At 65.0% G+C, this 17,882-nt stretch carries 19 protein-coding genes and 1 pseudogene; 11 read left to right on the top strand and 9 right to left on the bottom strand.

The features are described from left to right. The first annotated feature begins 435 nt into the window (after positions 1-435). Entirely contained in the window at positions 436-915 is a 480-nt protein-coding gene (locus L3Q67_RS26435) for a hypothetical protein (RefSeq protein ID WP_499184163.1), read from the top strand. Between the two features lie 260 nt (positions 916-1,175). Continuing rightward, the gene (locus L3Q67_RS26430) at positions 1,176-2,003 is read left to right on the top strand and encodes a hypothetical protein (protein ID WP_499184162.1); all 828 of its coding nucleotides are present in this window, start codon (positions 1,176-1,178) and stop codon (positions 2,001-2,003) included. An 89-nt stretch (positions 2,004-2,092) separates the two neighbouring features. On the opposite strand, the gene L3Q67_RS26425 is transcribed toward L3Q67_RS26430, so the two are convergent. Both L3Q67_RS26425 and L3Q67_RS26420 read right to left on the bottom strand, forming a co-directional pair. Next, the gene (locus L3Q67_RS26425; RefSeq protein ID WP_499184161.1) at positions 2,093-2,434 is read right to left on the bottom strand and encodes a hypothetical protein; all 342 of its coding nucleotides are present in this window, start codon (positions 2,432-2,434) and stop codon (positions 2,093-2,095) included. A 9-nt stretch (positions 2,435-2,443) separates the two neighbouring features. Further along, positions 2,444-2,491 (bottom strand): annotated as a pseudogene (locus tag L3Q67_RS26420) (hypothetical protein); the annotation flags it as partial. Positions 2,492-2,556: 65 nt separating this feature from the next. On the opposite strand from L3Q67_RS26420, the gene L3Q67_RS26415 reads away from it, so the two are divergent. The 4 genes from L3Q67_RS26415 to L3Q67_RS26400 all read left to right on the top strand — a co-directional run bounded on the left by L3Q67_RS26415 (position 2,557) and on the right by L3Q67_RS26400 (position 4,646). Then, the gene (locus tag L3Q67_RS26415) at positions 2,557-2,904 is read left to right on the top strand and encodes a TetR/AcrR family transcriptional regulator C-terminal domain-containing protein (RefSeq protein ID WP_499184160.1); all 348 of its coding nucleotides are present in this window, start codon (positions 2,557-2,559) and stop codon (positions 2,902-2,904) included. A 285-nt stretch (positions 2,905-3,189) separates the two neighbouring features. Beyond that, positions 3,190-3,420 (top strand): response regulator transcription factor, encoded by a 231-nt coding sequence (locus L3Q67_RS26410; RefSeq protein WP_499184159.1) that lies wholly within the window; start codon positions 3,190-3,192, stop codon positions 3,418-3,420. Positions 3,421-3,748: 328 nt separating this feature from the next. After that, positions 3,749-4,414, top strand: a complete 666-nt coding sequence (locus tag L3Q67_RS26405) for a hypothetical protein (RefSeq protein ID WP_499184158.1) — start codon at positions 3,749-3,751, stop codon at positions 4,412-4,414. Next, positions 4,407-4,646 carry a hypothetical protein gene (locus L3Q67_RS26400; RefSeq protein WP_499184157.1) on the top strand — a complete coding sequence of 80 codons (240 nt, stop codon included), beginning with the start codon at positions 4,407-4,409 and terminating at the stop codon, positions 4,644-4,646. Before L3Q67_RS26405 ends, L3Q67_RS26400 begins: the two co-directional genes overlap by 8 nt. Positions 4,647-5,079: 433 nt before the next feature. Here the strand turns inward: L3Q67_RS26400 and L3Q67_RS26395 are convergent, their stop codons facing one another. After that, positions 5,080-6,126, bottom strand: a complete 1,047-nt coding sequence (locus L3Q67_RS26395) for a tetratricopeptide repeat protein (RefSeq protein WP_499184156.1) — start codon at positions 6,124-6,126, stop codon at positions 5,080-5,082. Positions 6,127-6,509: 383 nt separating this feature from the next. Between L3Q67_RS26395 and L3Q67_RS26390 the strand changes: the two genes are divergently transcribed. Genes L3Q67_RS26390 through L3Q67_RS26380 form a run of 3 tightly spaced genes read left to right on the top strand, consistent with a single transcriptional unit; the run spans position 6,510 to position 8,239 of the window. Next, positions 6,510-7,337 (top strand): pentapeptide repeat-containing protein, encoded by an 828-nt coding sequence (locus tag L3Q67_RS26390; protein WP_499191799.1) that lies wholly within the window; start codon positions 6,510-6,512, stop codon positions 7,335-7,337. Further along, positions 7,223-7,885 (top strand): pentapeptide repeat-containing protein, encoded by a 663-nt coding sequence (locus L3Q67_RS26385; protein ID WP_499191646.1) that lies wholly within the window; start codon positions 7,223-7,225, stop codon positions 7,883-7,885. The genes L3Q67_RS26390 and L3Q67_RS26385 overlap by 115 nt, the downstream gene beginning before the upstream one ends. Positions 7,886-7,936: 51 nt before the next feature. Further along, the gene (locus L3Q67_RS26380; protein WP_499184155.1) at positions 7,937-8,239 is read left to right on the top strand and encodes a hypothetical protein; all 303 of its coding nucleotides are present in this window, start codon (positions 7,937-7,939) and stop codon (positions 8,237-8,239) included. A 240-nt stretch (positions 8,240-8,479) separates the two neighbouring features. On the opposite strand, the gene L3Q67_RS26375 is transcribed toward L3Q67_RS26380, so the two are convergent. From L3Q67_RS26375 to L3Q67_RS26365, 3 genes are all read right to left on the bottom strand, one after another. Further along, positions 8,480-8,719 (bottom strand): hypothetical protein, encoded by a 240-nt coding sequence (locus L3Q67_RS26375; RefSeq protein WP_499184154.1) that lies wholly within the window; start codon positions 8,717-8,719, stop codon positions 8,480-8,482. A 311-nt stretch (positions 8,720-9,030) separates the two neighbouring features. Beyond that, complete coding sequence (locus tag L3Q67_RS26370; protein ID WP_499184153.1) at positions 9,031-10,686, bottom strand: pentapeptide repeat-containing protein; 1,656 nt, start codon at positions 10,684-10,686, stop codon at positions 9,031-9,033. A gap of 81 nt (positions 10,687-10,767) precedes the next feature. Continuing rightward, on the bottom strand, positions 10,768-12,723 hold the full coding sequence (locus L3Q67_RS26365; protein WP_499184152.1) for a hypothetical protein: 1,956 nt from the start codon (positions 12,721-12,723) through the stop codon (positions 10,768-10,770). A gap of 347 nt (positions 12,724-13,070) precedes the next feature. On the opposite strand from L3Q67_RS26365, the gene L3Q67_RS26360 reads away from it, so the two are divergent. Next, positions 13,071-13,358: a hypothetical protein gene (locus tag L3Q67_RS26360; protein ID WP_499184151.1), complete on the top strand. Its 288-nt coding sequence runs from the start codon at positions 13,071-13,073 to the stop codon at positions 13,356-13,358. A gap of 81 nt (positions 13,359-13,439) precedes the next feature. Here the strand turns inward: L3Q67_RS26360 and L3Q67_RS26355 are convergent, their stop codons facing one another. Further along, on the bottom strand, positions 13,440-13,811 hold the full coding sequence (locus tag L3Q67_RS26355) for a transposase (protein ID WP_499184150.1): 372 nt from the start codon (positions 13,809-13,811) through the stop codon (positions 13,440-13,442). A 7-nt stretch (positions 13,812-13,818) separates the two neighbouring features. After that, the gene (locus L3Q67_RS26350; protein WP_499184149.1) at positions 13,819-15,261 is read right to left on the bottom strand and encodes a hypothetical protein; all 1,443 of its coding nucleotides are present in this window, start codon (positions 15,259-15,261) and stop codon (positions 13,819-13,821) included. A gap of 292 nt (positions 15,262-15,553) precedes the next feature. On the opposite strand from L3Q67_RS26350, the gene L3Q67_RS26345 reads away from it, so the two are divergent. Continuing rightward, positions 15,554-16,702 (top strand): helix-turn-helix domain-containing protein, encoded by a 1,149-nt coding sequence (locus tag L3Q67_RS26345; protein WP_499184148.1) that lies wholly within the window; start codon positions 15,554-15,556, stop codon positions 16,700-16,702. A gap of 784 nt (positions 16,703-17,486) precedes the next feature. Here the strand turns inward: L3Q67_RS26345 and L3Q67_RS26340 are convergent. Then, complete coding sequence (locus L3Q67_RS26340) at positions 17,487-17,873, bottom strand: hypothetical protein (protein WP_499184147.1); 387 nt, start codon at positions 17,871-17,873, stop codon at positions 17,487-17,489. Positions 17,874-17,882 lie beyond the last annotated feature (9 nt).

Below are 17,882 nucleotides of genomic sequence, written 5' to 3'. Positions count from 1 at the left end.
GGCGATTCGTTCTCGAGGAGCGCCGATGATGAAACGGGCGACCAGCCGGCCCGCAGCGCGTGTGACCCCGCCACCCGAAGCCGATACTGCCCTGGCGGCGCCCACGCGATCGTTCCGCCAGCCGAGACCGCGGCCGCCGCGCGAGCCACCGCTGCTGGCACCCACCCCATCTTCATCGACACGGTCACGGCGCTGACCGGCCGACGCCGCCAAGGCGCGGACACAGCAGGCGGTCCCCTCCCGAAGCCGCCTTGTCGGATCCTGGTTCCGTTGCTGTTCTTTGAAGACCCAACACGAGCTGTATGCACTAAGAACGCTCCATATAGGTCGTTATACGCAGCGATGGATGGATGTAGGGGGCAGGTCTGTGCTGCGCGGTGGCGGCTGGGGATCCCAGCCCGCTCTGTGCCAGTACTCTGCGGGGCCATGTCACACATGACCGACTTCGATTCCCTGACTTCGGAGCAGCAGGCTGGCGCTCGCCTGGTTCTCGAGACGCTCTCCCACGGAATCAACGTAGTCACCGGCACCGTCATCGCGGCGGTCGCGCGCACCGACACCGCATCCCACCGCGGAACGACACTGTGGCTTTCGGGCACCAGTGGTGTGCACGCCGAACCGGCCGCGATCTCCGCCGCCGCCACTGCCGGGGACCCGGCAATCCACTCCCTCTACCTCGCGATGCGACGCACCGACGGCGGTGACCCCGGCTATGTCACCCCCTGTGGCGAGTGCTGCCAACTCCTCGCCGACCTGGCGACGTTCACCGGCCGCCCGATCACGATCTACTCCCTCAACGAGCGTCTCGACAACGTCCAGGTCATCGAACACACCGGACTCCTGCCACATGCTTACGGTTCCCAACGCCTGCGCCGCGCTGGCGCAGAGCGCCTCGCCGCACCCGTCACCGCGTAGCGTCGGCGGGTGCGGTCCTTCTCCCCGTCCGGTGTTCTGGCCGTGGTGGACTCTGCGCCTTGCTCCGCATTGGAGCCTTGCCGGCTGGTGCGCGGCGTGTTCGCCCGCCTGACGCTGTCCAGCAGCACCGCGAAGTGACCGCCTCAGTGGTGCTCAGGGGGCACGGTGGCAGCTTCAGGCCTTGCTTCACCACGAGGGACAACAACCGACATCGGTATGCCATGCTGAGTAGGTTGGCTCCGTCGACAAAGTGAACGGCGGTGTTGCCCGTGCGCTCGGGCCACGTGATCGCTGGGTTGGTGGCGGCTATCGCCATCTTCTTCGCCTGGAAACTGGTGACCGCGCCAGACACCAGTCGAGACGTGTTGGACCAGCGGAGCGATCAAATTCAGGCGATCCGCGACACCTTCACCCGCATCGCGGATACGCTACCGCCGCCAGGACGCCAGGCTGACGACGCGTGCCCGGTCCTAGCCGATCTGCGGTACTCCTCTGACCAGAGCCTGTCGCGGGACAACAATGCCGTGTTCATCATGGAAAGCCAGTTGCGGCACCCTGAGGTTCGCCTTGCTCACTCGGAGTTTGATCTGCTGGTCGGGCCGGTGAGGTCCAATCTTGTCGTGTACTTCCACCAACTCGGGCCTGAACCTGCTATCAACCTCGACAGCGAGCGAGACGGTGACTCCCTCGACGACTACGCGGATGAACTCGACGTGGCGCTCAATGTGAAATACGTCGTGGTGAGCCGGGTCGTCGAGTACAGACCTACGGCGTCCGGGCGCGTGGGTAAACCGCGGGACCCAGCACGTGTTTCTCTCGAAACCCTCGTCATCCGGGTCAACTCCGGCGAAACCGTCTGCACGGTGCAGGCAGATGCGATTGACGAAAACACCTACACCTGCACCACCATCCTCCCGGGGCGTCCCAAAGGCAGTACTCCGACGCGGCGGGAAACTCCTGTGGACGCGATAAGCCCGGATCTTGAAGCCTTGGCTGATAAGGCACGAGACAACCTCCAGCAGAAACTCGCTACTGCCGGCGGACACCGCATCGACCTGCGACTTCCGCGCACCTATGCTTGCCGCTAGTGATCTTCGGCGCCGCCAGGTGGACGAACACGAGCGTGTGCACCCGGGGCAGTGGGTGATCACGTACTCCGCGCTGGCTCCCAGCCCAGCTACCACGTCGGCTTGGCCTTGATCGTCGATGAGGGGAACAACCCGATCCCTTGCTCAGCGGCGGTCGGGCTCGCGGTGTGACCGCTTCGCACCTCGGCCGCGGCCTGGGCGATGAGGTCGGACAGGATCGCGTCCGGGGGCGGGGCGGTCAACCAGCAGGGGTGGTCCGCCGGGATGGCCGCCACGGCCCGCCTGCCCGCCTCGACGGCCAGGTCGGCGTCGGCGAGTTCGCCGGTGCGCTGGAATCGCTGGCTATAGGCGCTGGCCAGGTTGGTCAGCCGGATACCCAGGTCGGGGTGGCCGGCCGAAGTCGCCGCGGCCGCCCGTTCCTTGAGGTCCACCGCGAGGTCCAGATCGGCGCGGTGGCCGGTGCGCTCGAACCGGGTCTGGTGGCTGATGCCGAGATTGGCCAGCGTGGTCGCGGTGAACGGCGAAAGTCCTCCGCGCCCACCCTGCGGTCACCATGCTGATCGCCACCGGTCCGCCCACTCCCGGCACCGTGAACGCCACGATCCGGGCGTTGACCCTGCTGCAGGCGGCAGGGCTGGACGCGGACGTCGCTGCACGCGTCCAGCGCTCGGTCATCAGCTACCTCGTCGGCTGGGTCCTCATCGAACAAGGCGTGGCCACGGAACAGCGGCAGGCGAACTTCACCGCGGCCCTGCACCTGGCCCAGGGCCGCGGCGGCGCGGCCGTCGCCGCGGCGATCGCTCCCGACCGTTCCGCGAAAGGCGAGTTCGAGTTCGGCCTCGAGCTGATCCTGCACGGCCTGGCCGCCCGCCTCGCCGGCAGCTCCCCGGCTGCCCCCTGAGCCCGCCTGCCTCTGACCTCGGCTACCACCGAGTGGCAGCGTCGGCCGGGAAACCGCCTCTTGGACCGGCACGGTGGACTCACCACGACGATGGTGCCGCACGGGGGCCGGACCAGCGAATGCCGGCGGCAGGTTGTGCACCCTCAGCGAGGATCCCACCCTCGTCGTTCTGGCCTGCATGAGTACGACGCGTCCGTACTGGCCGGCTCGGGCTACCGGTGTTCCACTCTCAGCGCACCGGCCGCCCCAGAGCACATCGATCGACTGACCGTACGCGAGCGCGAGGTGCTGCAACTGCTGTCCCGCGCCCACACCAACTCCGAGATCGCCGGACTCCTGCACGTCGGCGAAGAGACGGTGAAGTCCCACGTGTCCAGCATCCTGCGCAAGCTCGGCCTGCGCGATCGCACGCACGCCGTCGCCTACGCCCACCTCACCGGGTTCGCCGACAAGGCCCGAGATAACTCGACACCGGACCGACAACTCAACAACGTCCGCTCACCGCACCACGTGTGATCCCCTGGGCGTAGGGACCCAACGCGCTCCACAGGGCCGGAAGCTCGTTCTTGAACTTCTCCACGATCTCGAAGTCGGCGGGCGTTGATCGCGGTGACCACCGGGACAACCAGTCGAAAGCCGACCAGGAGCCGCGGGAGTGGCTGCCGCCACTGGTGTCGGGCCGCTGCCTGGGCTTCGTCGAGGCCTTCCCTCAACGTCTACTCCGCCACACGATCGTGAAGGACTGTCGTCAAGCGTTCTCACTCTTGACCTCGGGTGGCGGTTCGTCCGTCCAACGAGCCAGGCGTAATTCGACACGCGCATTTCCGGCAGTACGATCGCGGACGTGATCATCCCGGACGGCGTGGACATCGCCTTCCCCGACACGGCGGCGGCGATCGACGCGCAGCGAGCCGCGCTGGTCGGGCACCGCGACGGTGGCGGGCAGACCGTCCTGCTGATCGCCGATGTCGACACGGGCGTGCGTGAACTCCTCTTGCCCGATCCGGGCTTGTTCGACCGGGCGGCGTTGCTGGTGGGTGGCGGCGAACTGGTCGTCGCCATGAACCACGACCGGGTGCTGCGGGTGGGGACGGACTTCGAAGAGTTGCCGGTCGATCCGGGTCCGGAAGTGCCCGCTGCGGCGCCGCCGGTGGTGGCCGGGTGGACTGCGCACAGCGCCGACGGCCGGGTGTGGCCAGTGCGCCAGCAGTTCAACCACGACAGGCCGCGCTATCTGCGGGACCTGGTCGTCGACGGGGGGACCGCGGCCTACGGCGACTTGCTCAGCCTGGTGGCAGCGGACTTCCCGGCCTCCGGCCAGGACAACCCGGACCAACTGCCCGACCTCGGCGATGTGTGGACCGACGGCGACGAGCGCTTGGTGTTCGTCGTGGGGCGCGGGTTGTGGGCCCGCCGCAAGCACGGTGTGGACTTCTACGGCTGCTACCGGCTGGGTCCGGACGGCCGGGTCACCGACCGTCCGGACCTGGCAAGAAACCCGGTTGCATGACCAGCCCGGCAAGCACGGTGTGGACGGGCGCTTCACCCACGGCGGCGAGCACGTGATCCTCACCCCGGCCTTCAAGTCCGGTGGCCGCCAGCGTGTGCTGAACCCGGCCGACGGCACAGTGCGGATCGTCGGGCTTCCCGACGCCACTCACCTCTTCGACCATGTCGCCGGGTTCTGGTGGGCCCGTACGGAAACGGAAGTCCTGCGCTACCCGGACGACGAAGTCTTCTGACCGCAACCCGTGCGGCCGCGGGCAGGGATGCCACCGACGTCGGACTGATCAGGTCCGGCGGGATACGGCCGGGGGTGACTCCCCAGGGCGTCAAGGAACCCCGCATCGCCGCTCCGGACGCCGTCGGTTCTTCCGCAGGGGCTGAACCCGTGCAGGTCGACGAACAGTTGCCCATCGGGGAACCGGTCCAGGTGGCGGTGCGCCCACGCCACGGCCAGCCAGGTCTTGCCGATCCCCCGGCCCCGCCGATCGCCGAGACCACCATCGTCGCACCCCCCGACAGGCAAGTAGGCGGAGGCCGGCCTCCGCACAACGGTGGCCCGCTCGTCCGGTGCTGGTCCCGTGCCGGAATCGCTTCGGACACCGAGTTGGGTGGTGGTGGGATTGGCCGGAACCGGATCGCGCGTGCGCGGCGATGCGCACGCCGTCGAGTTCAGGGTGTCCCCGTCGGGGGGATTTGCTCGTGGTCGGTGGAGTTGTCGAGGTCGTTGAGTTGCCGTTGGACGCGGTCGGCGTCGGCGTCACGGCCTTGATCCCGGTACAGCTCCAGCGCTTGCCGCCACACCGCGCGGGCCTGCTCGTGGTGTCCGAGCGCGGCGTGGGGGTGGCCGACGTTGTCGAGGGTGTTCGCGACCTCGTAGGTGTAGCCGACGGTGCGGAACAGAGTGAGGGCCTGGTGGTAGTGGTCGAGGGCCTGGCGGTGGTCGCCGGTGCGGTGGGCGATGAAGCCGAGGCTGACCAGGGTGGCCGCCTCACCATCGGGATCGTGGTGCTGCCGGTACAGGGTGAGGGCGGCGTGGCAGAGGTCGCGGGCGGCGTCGTACTCGCCCAGCCGTGCGGCGAGCCAGCCCACGAGGTTGAGCGCCTCGGCTTCCCGCACCGGCTGGTCGAAGGCGCGGTAGAGGTCGAGGGTGTGTCGGGCGTGCTCCAGAGCCCGCCGATCGTCCCCCCGCAGTTCCCAGGCGACTGCGAGTGCCCGGTGGGTGTGTCCTTGTTCGGCGAGGTCGCGGTGGCGCACGGCCAGGTCGAGGGCCCGGTCCAGGTGTTCGATGGCCTGCTCGTGCAGGCCCAGCCGGGCACAGGCGTGGCCGAGGATTCGGTGGGCGCGGCTGCGGGTGGCGGGGTCGGGTAGGTGTGCGGCGGCGTCCAGCGCGGCCTGCCACATGCTGAGCGCGTCGCATCGGTGCCCCCGCCGCAGGAGGAAGGTGTCCAGTGCCCAGGCGAGGTGCCAGACGACGTGGTGGCGGCCGAGGGCGACGGCGGCGCGCTGGGTGGCCAGCAGGGTGGCGTGCTCGGCCTGTAGCCAGGCGAGTGCGGCTGTGGCGTCGGGCAGCGGGTAGGGGCGGATGCCGGGCGCGGGCGGGTCGGGGCGCAGGAGCGGGCCGTGGGGGTCCAGGAGGTGTCGGCGGCGTGGGCGGTGTGTGTTCTGGACTGGTGGTGTGGTCAGCGCGGTCAGTGCTATTTCACCCGTCGCGGGCACACACGCTCGCTTGTCATGGCCACAGCGTCGCGCAGCCACCCCACCGCGTCTTCGCACGGCAAATATGAAACTAGTGCTACTCAGGCGCCCGATCGGCCACACCTCGCGTGTCGCCCACCGTGGATAGTCCTCTTGCCGGGACGTAGCCCTATCTGGTGCCAAGACGTCACATCGCGTTGTCACCGAGATGCGTTCAATGTGTGAGCGGTGAGTTTGGTCGTCGGCAGCTGTGACAGCCCGCGCACTGTAACGGACGGGCACCACGGCGTGATGGTGGGTGCATGGTCAACGGCACACGATCTCGTCGTCGCTCGAACTCATCAGTGGTGCCCTGGTGGCGTCCGGTCGTGGTAATCGTGGTGCCGGTCGTGGTCATGACCGCGGTGGCGGTGCTGGTGTTCCTGAAGTTGCTGGACCCCAGTAGTCCGACCGGTCGCCTGGAGCTGATCCGCGCCTCACTGGCCGTAGGCGCCGGCACTGGGGCGATCATGACGCTGGTGCTGGCCTGGCGCCGCCAGTGGTCCACTGAGCACGACGCCAATGAACGCCGCCTGACCGACCTATATGTCAAAGCGGTCGAACAGCTCGGCTCGGAGAAGGCACCGGTCCGCCATGGCGCGCTCTACGCGCTCGAACGCGTCGCTCAGGACAACCCTGATCATCGCCAGACCGTGGTCAACGTGCTCTGCGCGTACTTGCGCGCTCCCTATACCCCGCCCTCAGATCCTTCCGCCCCTAGCCGGGCCGGACTATCCGTATCCCTGCGTGGCACCCCGGCTACCCGCGTCGCCGCCACCACCGCAGCCGCACGCCGCACCAGCCTCCACCCACCCACACCGTCCCCCACGCCAGAGGATCTACGCCAAGAACGCGAGGTCCGGCTCACCGCCCAACGCATCCTCAGCCGCCACCTGTACCCCGGCGACCGTCCCCGCCGCCCCGTCCACACCTTCTGGCCCGACATCGACCTCGACTTCACCGACGCCACCCTCATCAACTTCGATCTCTCCGATTGCCACATTGGAACGGGCCGGTTCAACGGGGCGAAGTTCACCGGGTACGCCCGGTTCGGCGGGGCGGAGTTCACCGGCAACACCTGGTTCAACGAGGCGAAGTTCACCGGGGACGCCGAGTTCAGGGGGCGGAGTTCACCGAGAACGCCTGGTTCAACGAGGCGGAGTTCACCAGGGACGCCGCGTTCGGCGGGGTGAAGTTCACCGGGTACGCCCGGTTCGGCGGGGTGGAGTTCACCGGCAACACCTGGTTCAACGAGGCGGAGTTCACCAGGGACGCCTGGTTCAGCGGGGTGAAGTTCACCGGGTACGCCCGGTTCGGCGGGGTGGAGTTCACCGGCGACGCCTGGTTCGACGAGGCGGAATTCACCGAAAACGCCGCGTTCAGCGAAGCGAAGTTCACCGGGGACGCCTGGTTCGACGAGGCGGAATTCACCGGGGACGCCGCGTTCAGCGAAGCGAAGTTCGCCGAGAACGCCTGGTTCGACGAGGCGAAGTTCACCGGGGACGCCTGGTTCGACGAGGCGGAATTCACCGGGGACGCCGCGTTCGACAAGGCGGACTTCGAGAACTTCGCAGTGATGACAGGCGCGAAGACGCGTCTGAGACAGTCAACATGGCCGACCGGATGGGCCACCACCGAAGATGCTGCTGTTGCCGACCGCGCAAGCCGTTGGTTACGGCTTGTGCCCGTTCCCGCCACGCTGCCCTCGGCGCACGACGACCCCACCGAAGCTGCAGAGTAGACACTCCTGTGCGGTCGGCTGTTTTGGATCGCCCAGCGCATAATCGAGCCCGTGATCGATAGCGCGCAGCCGTCGCCGAAGCGCGGGTACCTGAAGACCTTGAAGGTGCCCGAGCCGGTGTGGGTGAATTTGGCCATGGTGTACCCGGTGGACGCCTCGGATGGGGTCCATTTGGAGGGTGGGATCGACTTCCGCGCCGTGGTGCCCGGCGACCTGAAGATGTGGAACCGGATGACCTCGGGTCACTGGGTGGCGTTCGTTGCGTTCTCGTACCGCTCCGGCGAGGGCTACACGCGGGTATCGCAATGGGTCCTTGCAGACGCCGTGAAGCCCCGTACGGATGGCCGTGGGTGATCCGCTGCGGGATGCCGAAGCCAAGGTAGCCCTGAGCTGCGAAAAGGCAGCGGCCGGCGCCGCGCGCCTGGCGACCGCCACGGCACTTCAGACGACCTTGAACCGGTCACTGTCGGCGACGGTTAGTTCCACACGCCACTACCGATGAAGCCATCGGAGAGCGGTCCGGCGGCAGGGGCTGTCGGCGTGCTTGGTCATCGGCCGCGCGGAGCTATCGTCCCGCGTCGCTCTGCTCGGCGTTCACGGCCTGGGGTGTTCGGGTGGCTCGCCAACGTGCTCGACGCGGTAGCGGTAGGCCGGGAGGTCGTGCTCGCCCATCGGGTTGTAGTCGGGGTACACGTCGACGAAGACCTCACCGGTGTCGGTGGTCACCACCCAAGATTGCCACGTCAGGTTGTCCTGGATCACGCCGTCCTCTGCGCTGAATACCAGTTTGGCCACGTCGACGGGATCGTGGAGATCGAACTCTTCCGTGCTCATGAATCCCAGCGTAGAGCGAAACTAGCCGCTCAGCGTCGTCGACGCGCTGAGCGCTGTGGTCGTGCAGGCAAACAAGTACCGCGAGGTCGAGCGGAACACGGTACGACAGCACTCGCAGTATGGTTGTCTTGCCGCGGGTGGCATGCGTGCGAGCGCGCCGAGGCCAGCAACTCCTGCGCTGAACAGGTGACCGCCGCAACTCTGGCGCCACCGCCTCCACGAACCCGCGGGTATGCGTCTTGTCATCTGACGTTCCTCGTTAAGCATTCCACCCTCGAGACGATGTCAACGGAGTGGTGCGCGGAACCGGCCTATGTTGCCGGATTCGGCGCCTCTGGCCTACCTGCATCGCTCGCCGTCGCAAGGTAAGATGCCACCTGTTTAGGAATCTCATTCGCGAACCTCGCAGAGCCGCCTTCGGCGATCTCGGCCTTGGTGCGCGAGAGATGATCCACGGGATGGATGTCCCGGAACGTGACGGAACTGTGGAAAGAAACGCCGTGAAATCCAGCGTAGCCGAGAAAGTTGGCTCCGTTGAAGGCGGTGTATCCAGCGAAATCCGCGTTGTGGAAGTCGCCGTCTCTAGTAAAGGTTGCCCAGCTGAAGTGGGCAGCTTCGGCGCATTGCGCTGCGGAGAAGTTTGCGCGAACGAAGTTCGCTTCTCTGAAATTGGCGCACCCGAGGAAGACCGTCCCGACGAAGGTGGCCCGATCGTTGACGGTCACCCGATCAAACCTGGCATCTTCGGCGAACGTCGCACCGTCAAACGAGGCTTCCTGGTCGACCCTCGCGCCAGTGTACCTTGCAGTTCCATTGAAGGTGGCCTTATTGAATCGGCCTTCACGGAGGTGGCACTCTGTGAGATCGAAGTCGGTCAGGACTGCTCCAGTGAGGTCGAGGGCGATGTCTTCCCAGTAGGTGGGCGTCGATGCCTGGTCGCGGACGGGCCGGAGGTGGCGGGCGAGGAGCCGCTGAGCGGTAAGGCGGACTTCGCGTTCGTTTCGGGCCTCGATCTCCAGGTCGCAGCGTGCCGGTGCCACGCGGGTGTCGGCCTTGGCTGTGGCAGCTCGCGTCGACGCGGATTTCAATAGCGGTCGCCTCACTCCCAACCTACGGGTGGTGGGACGCCGCAGTAGCGCGTCGGGAGCCCGCAGGTAGGCGCAGACCACGTCGACGATGGTCTGTCGTTGGCTCGGGTTGTCCTGGGCAAGTCGTTCCAGTGCGTAGAGGCCACCGTGCCGAAGCATGGCCTGCGGCGAGCCGCGCTGCTCGACAGCTTTCAGGTAGAGGTCGGTGATTCGTCGTTCGCGGGCGTCGTGCTCGGCGTGAGTCGCGGCACGAACAGCGAGTTCGTGGTCCTCGTACTTCTGCAGCAAGTCCAGTTCGGTGGAACGCTGCCGGCGAATCGCCAGCCATAGCCCCACTGCCCCGCCGAAGCCGATGCCGAGTGCGCCAGCGGTTCGTACCGCGTCCAGCTGTTCTCTCGTCGCCCCCGAAGCGAGCAGCAGCCATGCCGTACCTGCCGCGATGAGCACCATGACCGGGACACCCACCGCGATGACCCACGTGGGAATCGGACGCAACGGCGGCCGGGCCCTCGGCAGGTCGAGTCCGCGCGCTCTCGCTGCCTCCGCAGCGGCGGGAGCGCGAGCTCGTGTCAGGTTCTCGGGTTCGGTCACTCCTGAACTGTCGTTCTCCGCCTGTCGCCTGCTACATGCCAGGCCGTACCTCGACTCGAACGAGCGGTACCGCGAGCGCAACAACTGCCGCGTGCGTGCGCTGTCCACGGCGTCGTTCCCGACACCGTCACCGGCGCAGGTCATCGACGTGGTCGCGCCGACTGAGTACACATCCGCCAGCGCCGACACGCCACCAGCCCACAGGCACACCTGCACCCTGTTGGCTGCGGCCAGCGCCCGCCCCGCCGCCCAGTCTCCGCAGGCAGCAACGGCGCGATCCTCGGCCACGCCCTGTTCGTCAGGTCACCACGTTCAACCACACGCCGATCCTCTGCACACGATCATGAAGAAGATCTGCGGAACCCTCCCTTAGTCAGGCGGTTGCATTGGATCGCAATTATTGACGAGGCTCGCGGTCTGTTTGCCAACAAAGAGAACAAATAATTTTGACCGTACTGAACGCAGCGACTTGGCAATTTCCTCAAACGGGTTCTTCAATGAGTGATAAGAATTTGATCTGAAGAGAGTGTACATCAAAACAAATGCAAGACATAGCACTCCTGACGTCAGGCTAATCATTCCTAGTACAAGCACCGAGCCGCCGAATATGAACCAGTACCCGATGCCGATACGCATTTTTATGACGACGAGAGTTGCAGCCAGCGCGGCTATGAATACAACGAGTCCAACCTGCCAGGACAGCTGAAAAAACCCCACGTTGAACATAACCCCAAGAGCGGTGGACATGATCAACCCGAGGTTCCATGGCGCCAGTAGACTGCCTCCGCTTTCGGTGAATGGTTTGAGATTAACGCATAAGGGGGCTTCCGTTTTCGTCAAGTGTCCACGGAAATGAACATCAATCTTGAGAAAAGAGAGCATTGCACCCAAATGTGGCTTCCGACTAAGGAGGGGGAGCCCGGGTTGCCCAGTGCTCCCTCCAGTGGCGTAGTAGTATTTGTCGTCGATTTGGTTTACATGAGCTAATCCCTCAAGAGCCCACGTAATGCTAACAAACATCACTCCAAAAGCCCATGCGGCCGCTACTAATGTCCAGGCGATCGGCTGCTCCAGAGGGGAAATTCCTGAAATGCCGAATCCAACGAATAGTCGGACCGCATAACCGCACCCCACCAAGACTACTAAGCACAGTGAGCCTCGTGTCATTCTAGTCAAATTTACTGTGGATTTTCTTGAGCGGAGTGCCTCATATCCTATCGCCGTGAGCCATACAGCCGCCATTGCAGTGGTCAATATCCAGCCAGTCTCACCATGTCCTGCGTAGAACATCCATACGATTGCCGTGATCGCGAGACTTTGACGCATGGCAATCAACCACGTACTTTTCCCTACAGAACCTCGCGCATCGTCGTGCGTTATTGGCAGCCTTTTTCTTGCCCCTGACTCAGGGTGAACCAGGTCTTCATCCAGCCCTCTGATGTCATTCCACTGGTATCGGCCTTGGTAGACGAGATATTCCACTACCAAAATGGCAATCATCAGCTCCATGAGGGTGTCGTTACTTGGCAGTCGCCCGCTGCAGAGCAAGCCGAAACCGAACGCGCAGGGAAGAAAGAGCCACTTGTGCCAGTCTTCAGGGCGAGGGAACACGAGGTATGAACCAATCCCGCGGCCGGTTGTTTGCGGCGAGCTGGTAAACAATCGCTCCCCTGGATCGGCAACGTATCGATGTAGCACCTTGGCAAACAGTGAACGTCCGCCAATCGTAGCGCTCATCGCTTCCTTAAGGAGAATGAGCACCAATGGAATGTAAACGAATGCCATGGCGGCTCGATATGGCAGGGGCATCTTCATTGCGACAATAAAAGTAAATCCGCCAAAGATCACCATTATGGAGCACAGGACAATCAGGCCGCTAATCCTGATTCCTATGCGTCCCCGACGTAGGCTCACTAGTGTCTGAATGAAGTCAAAATATGAGCTTGATAGCACTCCAGGCAAAGCTTCGATGGGTGACCCTGCAATACTTCTAATTTCTCGCTCGACACCCCTGAGATAATAGGATCGCAAGGTTGCCAACGATGATGTAATTTGGATGTAAGCCATGGTGGCGAGCGGAAGAAGCGGCAACGCAGCCAGCGCCGGTCGAGGGATATCGAAACATTGAGTCCGTTCCGTTCGAAAATCGCAGGCGCTCGACGCAACAGCAACTAGTAGGCCCAAGAGAGTGATCACCACGCCGAACATGGCTGCGAGGACAGTCAAATACGATCTTTCGTCGTCTCGCGCCATCGAGTAGTCCTGAATCAGGACGTCTAATCGAGCCTTATCGGCCTGCTCTGGCATGTCCTTTTGGTCCGGCATGACCACTGTATCGCCGCCGACCGTTGAACGTTACTGTTCCATAGTTTGCCCTCAATGTTATTAGTTGTTATTTGATAGCAAGAGGACACCAGCACGGGACGACCCGCTCACGCGGGGGACACATCGAGTGATAGGACCCGGTCGAATCGCTCGTCGACTGGACGCCGCAAATTCGCCTCCGCGCTCGCGGTCCTACCCGGCTCACCGGGCCGTGAGCGTCTACCGCGATACACCTGCTCACGTCCGAACGCAGCCCGGCCAGTACCGACCGCTTCCGCACCCGCAGGCTCGTCTGCGATGGTGACCTCGACGGGTGACTCCCTGCCGTCGCCGCAGGATGGTGCGGCATGGTCCAACATTCGCGGCCTGGCCGCCGCTCCACCTCAACGCTGCCCTGGTGGCAGCCGGTCCCGGTGATCGTGATGCCGGTCGTGTTCGTAATCGCGCTCGCGGTTCTGGTCTTGCTGCCACTGCTGGACACCACCAGCTCGAGCGGCTGGCTGGAGCTGGTCCGCACCGCGCTGACCGTCGGCGTCGGGACCGGGGCGATCATGATGCTGGTGCTGGCCTGGCGGCGCCAGCAGTCCCACCGAGCACGACGCAGCCGAGCGCCGCCTAACTATATGAGGTCATGACGTTGGTGACGCCGGTGTGGAGCCGGGCGGCTGGTGGCTGGTTTCCGGCGGCGGTGTGTGGTCGATGGTAGCTTCCTTCTGTCAAGCCGCAGCGGGTGTTCCGGCCCGCTGGTCGGCTGTGAATTGGCGGAAGATGACAGTGGCGAGGCGCCGTTTGAGGCAGCGCATGGCTTCGCGGTGTCCTTTGCCGGCTGAGCGTTTGCGCTGGTGGTAGGCCCGGGCGGGGGCATGGCAGCGGACCTGGCTGAGCGCGATGAGATGCAGTGCATGATTGAGCTGCCGGTCGCCAGCGCGGGATAGCCGGTGGCGTGTGACGTCGCCGGAGGACACCTCGATGGGCGCGGTGCCGCAGTAGGACGTGAAGTGGCTGGCGCTGGGGAACCGGTCGAGTGAGCCGACACGGCCGATGATGTGGGCGGCCAGGATGGGACCGACGCCGGGCAGTTGCAGCAATGTCGGTTCACTGTCGGACAGCGCGTCCGATACTCGCCGCTCCGCGGCGGAGATCTTCTTGTCGAGATGGCGGATCTCGGCGACCAGGTCGACTGCGAGGGCCCGTCGGGTGGCTCGTGCCCCGCGGAGCTCGGCGGATCCGGCCGAGCAGCGCAGCGGCGCGCTCGTCGAGGCGCTCCTGGAAGGGCCGCCGTAGCTCTCTGTCGGTGTGGGGATCTGCGGTGACCAAGGTGCGCGTGCTCCAGCCCGGGGCTGTGGCCTCGCTTTCCACCTCCGCGGCGAGCCAGGGCAAACCGAGCATTCTGGCGCTGTGGACGCGGTGGTTGCCGTTGCTGCCGACTTGGTACAGCGGGCCGGCCCAGCCAGGGGAGCGTTGCAGGACGATGGGATCGCGAAACAGCTGCTCGGTGAAGGCTTCTGGATCGTCGGTGCTGAGCAACCCGGTCGCGATGTCGAACGGAACCTCGTCGCGGAACCCACCGAAGTCGCCCCAGACGCGGTGGCTGGTAGCCACGACCAGCGTGGTGGGCACCCACATCACCGTGTAGGCAACGCCGTCGTGATCGCCGTTCTCGGCCGATGCGAGCGTGTCGAGCGCTCGGCGGCTTCCGGGCAGTTGCGGATCCGAGGTGTTCAGCTCGGCGGCGCGTTCGGCGAGGTAGTCCTGCAGGCGGCCGGGCCGGTCACGCAACCTGTCCCGTGCTGCCTGGAGCGCGCTGTGGTGCTGTTGGTAGAGCGAGCCGCGGCGGGCGAGCAGTTCCGGTATCGCAGGGCCTTCCCGGGAGCGGTCGGCGCCCGGGCCGCCGCCCGCCAGAGGCTGCGGGCCCACTGGCGGATCGACGTTGACGTGAGGCGGCTCATCGAGGAAAGTCCACTGCAGGGTGTGCACCGCGGATGCCGCGGTCGCGGCCCGCCCGTGGAATTTCCACGGCGCGACGTCGTCGTGCTGGGTGGTTGTGGCGACGAAGCCACCGTGCTTGTCGAATTCAACCGTCCACACCGGCGCGCTGGGGCCGACCGCCGGGCGCAGGGGGGCGAGTTGGGCGTCGAAGATTTCCGCGCGGCGCTGCCCGACCAGCTTCTGGACCTGGGCGAGGTTGGCACCGGCGTGCAGGGCCAGACCGCCGAGGTTGCCGGCTTCGCACAGCAGCCGGTGGGTCTTATCGAGTTGTGCTCCCAGGTCGGTGGCGGCGTGGCTGAGGTCGCCGAAATCGAAGTACGCCCGCTCACTGCTCAGCAGCGTCTCAATGCGGTCTGCGTGATCAACGGCTTCGCTCATCACCTCCGACACGTACTTCCAGTCCGGTTCGTCTCCGACCGGGTCGTCCGGGCAGGCGGCAACGATGGCCCGGTCGTGCACGCTCTCGCTGAGCTGCATGGCGATGAGCTGGCGCTCCTGCACCGGCAGCCGCCGCGCCAACGCGAGGATCAGCGTCCCGAGCACGCTCACGACGCGGCCCGTAAAACGATCGCCAGGGCGTGAACAACGCTGCCGGATAGACATTTCACCGACGGTTCGCAACTACAGGGCGTCATGCGAGTAATTCTCTCGCAGTCACCGCCCGAAGCGCGCACTCCGCGGTCTCTGCGCCGATCCTGCCCGGCCGGACGCCGCGCGGCATGCTCTCGCGGGTGCTGCGCAGCGCAGGCGCCGGCAGCGTCCGACGATGTCGGCGTGGTCTTGGCGAGCGGCCTGAGCACGTAAGCCCATGGCGCGTCAACCGGAGGTGTTCGCGCGGTCGTTGGAGCAGGAGGAAGCCCAGCGGCTGGTGAAGATCACGAGGTCGACCCGGGATCGGGTGCGGCTGCGCCGGTCCGGGATCGTACTGGCCTCGGTGCAGGGCCGGTCCGCAAGAGAGATCGCGGTGATGTTCGCCGCGACCGAAGGCTATGTGCGGGAGGTGATCCACGCGTTCAACGAATCCGGGTTCGCGGCGTTGTCCCCAAAATGGAGCGGCGGCCGACCTGGTAAGTTCGGGCCGGCCGCCCGTGATCAGATCTGCCGCATCGCCGCCTGCACACCGACTGAGCTGGGCTTGCCGTTCACCACCTGGAGCCTGACCAAACTGGTCGACTACCTCGCCGAACATGCCCGGATCAGGGCAAGCACGGAGACCGTCCGGCAGATCCTGCGCAAAGAGGGCGTGTCCTGGCAGCCCACGAAGACCTGGAAAGCCAGCAAGGACCCGGACTTCGTGGCCAAGAAGACCCGCATCCTCGACCTCTACGATCACCCACCCGCCGACGGGCGGGTGAACTGTGTCGATGAGCCCCCTGAGTGGAGCGCTGCCTCTCGGCCTTCCATCTCAGCTGCTCAATGGTCGCACACCTGCGACAACCGGAGGCCTGCAGAAAAGCCCGCCAGGCAGGTCTATAGTCGTAATTACTCAACACTCACGAGGACATTGGTCATGTTCGAGCTGGACGACGCGCGGCCGCAGTGGCTGCGCTGCACCGCGCCAGGCGCGGAGCTTGACCGTAGCTACGGCCGAAAGGAAAGCGACATGAGCGGATATATACCCAAGGAAGTGACGGATCCCGAAATCATTGCGACCTTCCGTCGGGAATCTGGCGGCTTTGTGTCAAGGAGCGCCGGCGGATTCATTTCGTGCCCGCCTTACGTCATCGCCTCCGTTGCAGCCGATCGCGTGCGAGGGGGAGCCCTGAAACTGCCCGACGGCTACGATAACGACACACTCGACCAGATCAAGAGCATCAGTGGTTTTGTCGAGCGAGACACGCGAATCTCGTTGAGGCAGGCCGCCGAACTCGCACACATTGGCACACAGATTCTAGAGCTCAACTCGGAAGGCAAGGTCCAACCGACGCTAAACCACTTCGAGAAACAGTCGATCGTTCATCTTCTCGCCATCGTTTCAGTTCATGCATAATGACTACTATGCATGATTCACGGGGGCGTATAACGCGGGCTCATTCGATTAACCAGCTTCACATGGCGCATATTGTGACTTCTGATACGGCAAGGTATCGATCGATTCCTCGTTCTGCCTGCTTAATGTGCCAGAAAGATGCGCTTAGTACCTCTGTGGCGAGCTTGGACAAGGTTCAGCGCAAGGTGTCGTACTCGCGAGTACAAGTACACCCATAAAGAGTAACTTCGAGGCTGTGACCAGCTAGGATGGCGCGCGGACACTCGAATGGAGCAACCAGTTCGCTGGCGTCAGGGTTCGTGGCCGTGGGGTAATCACCGCATGGGTAATCCAGAAACGAACGTTCGCAAGCAACCTGCATGTGAGACGAGATTTTCGTGTTCGCTTCGCCGAGTGATCTTTCGGCTACTTCCGGCTCGGACGGCGCCCAGGTGGGCTATTGCCTATTTGGTGACTGTGATCGGCGGGATCGTCGCCGTGTTGTACGTTGTCGGCCCGTGGGTCACTGCAGTCGTATGTACTACGGCGAGCGCCGGCGTCGCGACCCGCCTGTTCAGTCGTTGGCTTTCGTGTGTTCGACGGGGATGAGTGGCTACGCGCCCGTGGCTGAGAGTTTGGCCGATAGTGTCGTTATGTTAAGTAGAACGCCCGGTATTGCATCAGATGAATCAACGGCATTCCTCTGCGCCGGGCAACACCTTCGCCCCCACGCCCTTATGACGCGCATCCCCGACCTCGGCATCAACTCCTCGGCGCCCGCATCACGGCGATCCGCACCGCGTCGTTACCCAGGTCCCGCCACCACTCGTCGCCGAAATGCTCGGCTACAGCCACCACCGTGGAGCACGTGCAGCAAACCGTCGGCGGCCGGCTCGAGTGCGGTGCCGCGCGCCTGATCGGTCAGTCTTTCCGCGTGGGCGAGCTGTGCGGCGGGCTGGCAGAAGCTGAGCAGGAACAGGGCCTGCGGCCACGCGTACACCGCGTTTTTCAGCTGGATCAGCGCCGCGTGCCGGTGGTCTGCGCGCTGGGTCAGCCTGCGTCCGGTAGCTGGGTCCCGCAGGTGGACCTTTGCCGGCAGGAGTCCGGTGCTGATGGCCAGCTGCGGCCGGGGCGTGCTCGCGGCGGCCATCCTGCAATCCCCCCGGATGCGCCGAGGCAAGGTCTGTTCCATCACGCCAGT

It is taken from the genome of Saccharothrix sp. AJ9571 (genome assembly GCF_021725495.1).
Classification (GTDB): domain Bacteria; phylum Actinomycetota; class Actinomycetes; order Mycobacteriales; family Pseudonocardiaceae; genus Amycolatopsis; species Amycolatopsis magusensis.
The sequence above is the reverse complement of the archived record's forward strand: the minus strand, read 5'-3'. Positions and strand labels throughout refer to the sequence as shown.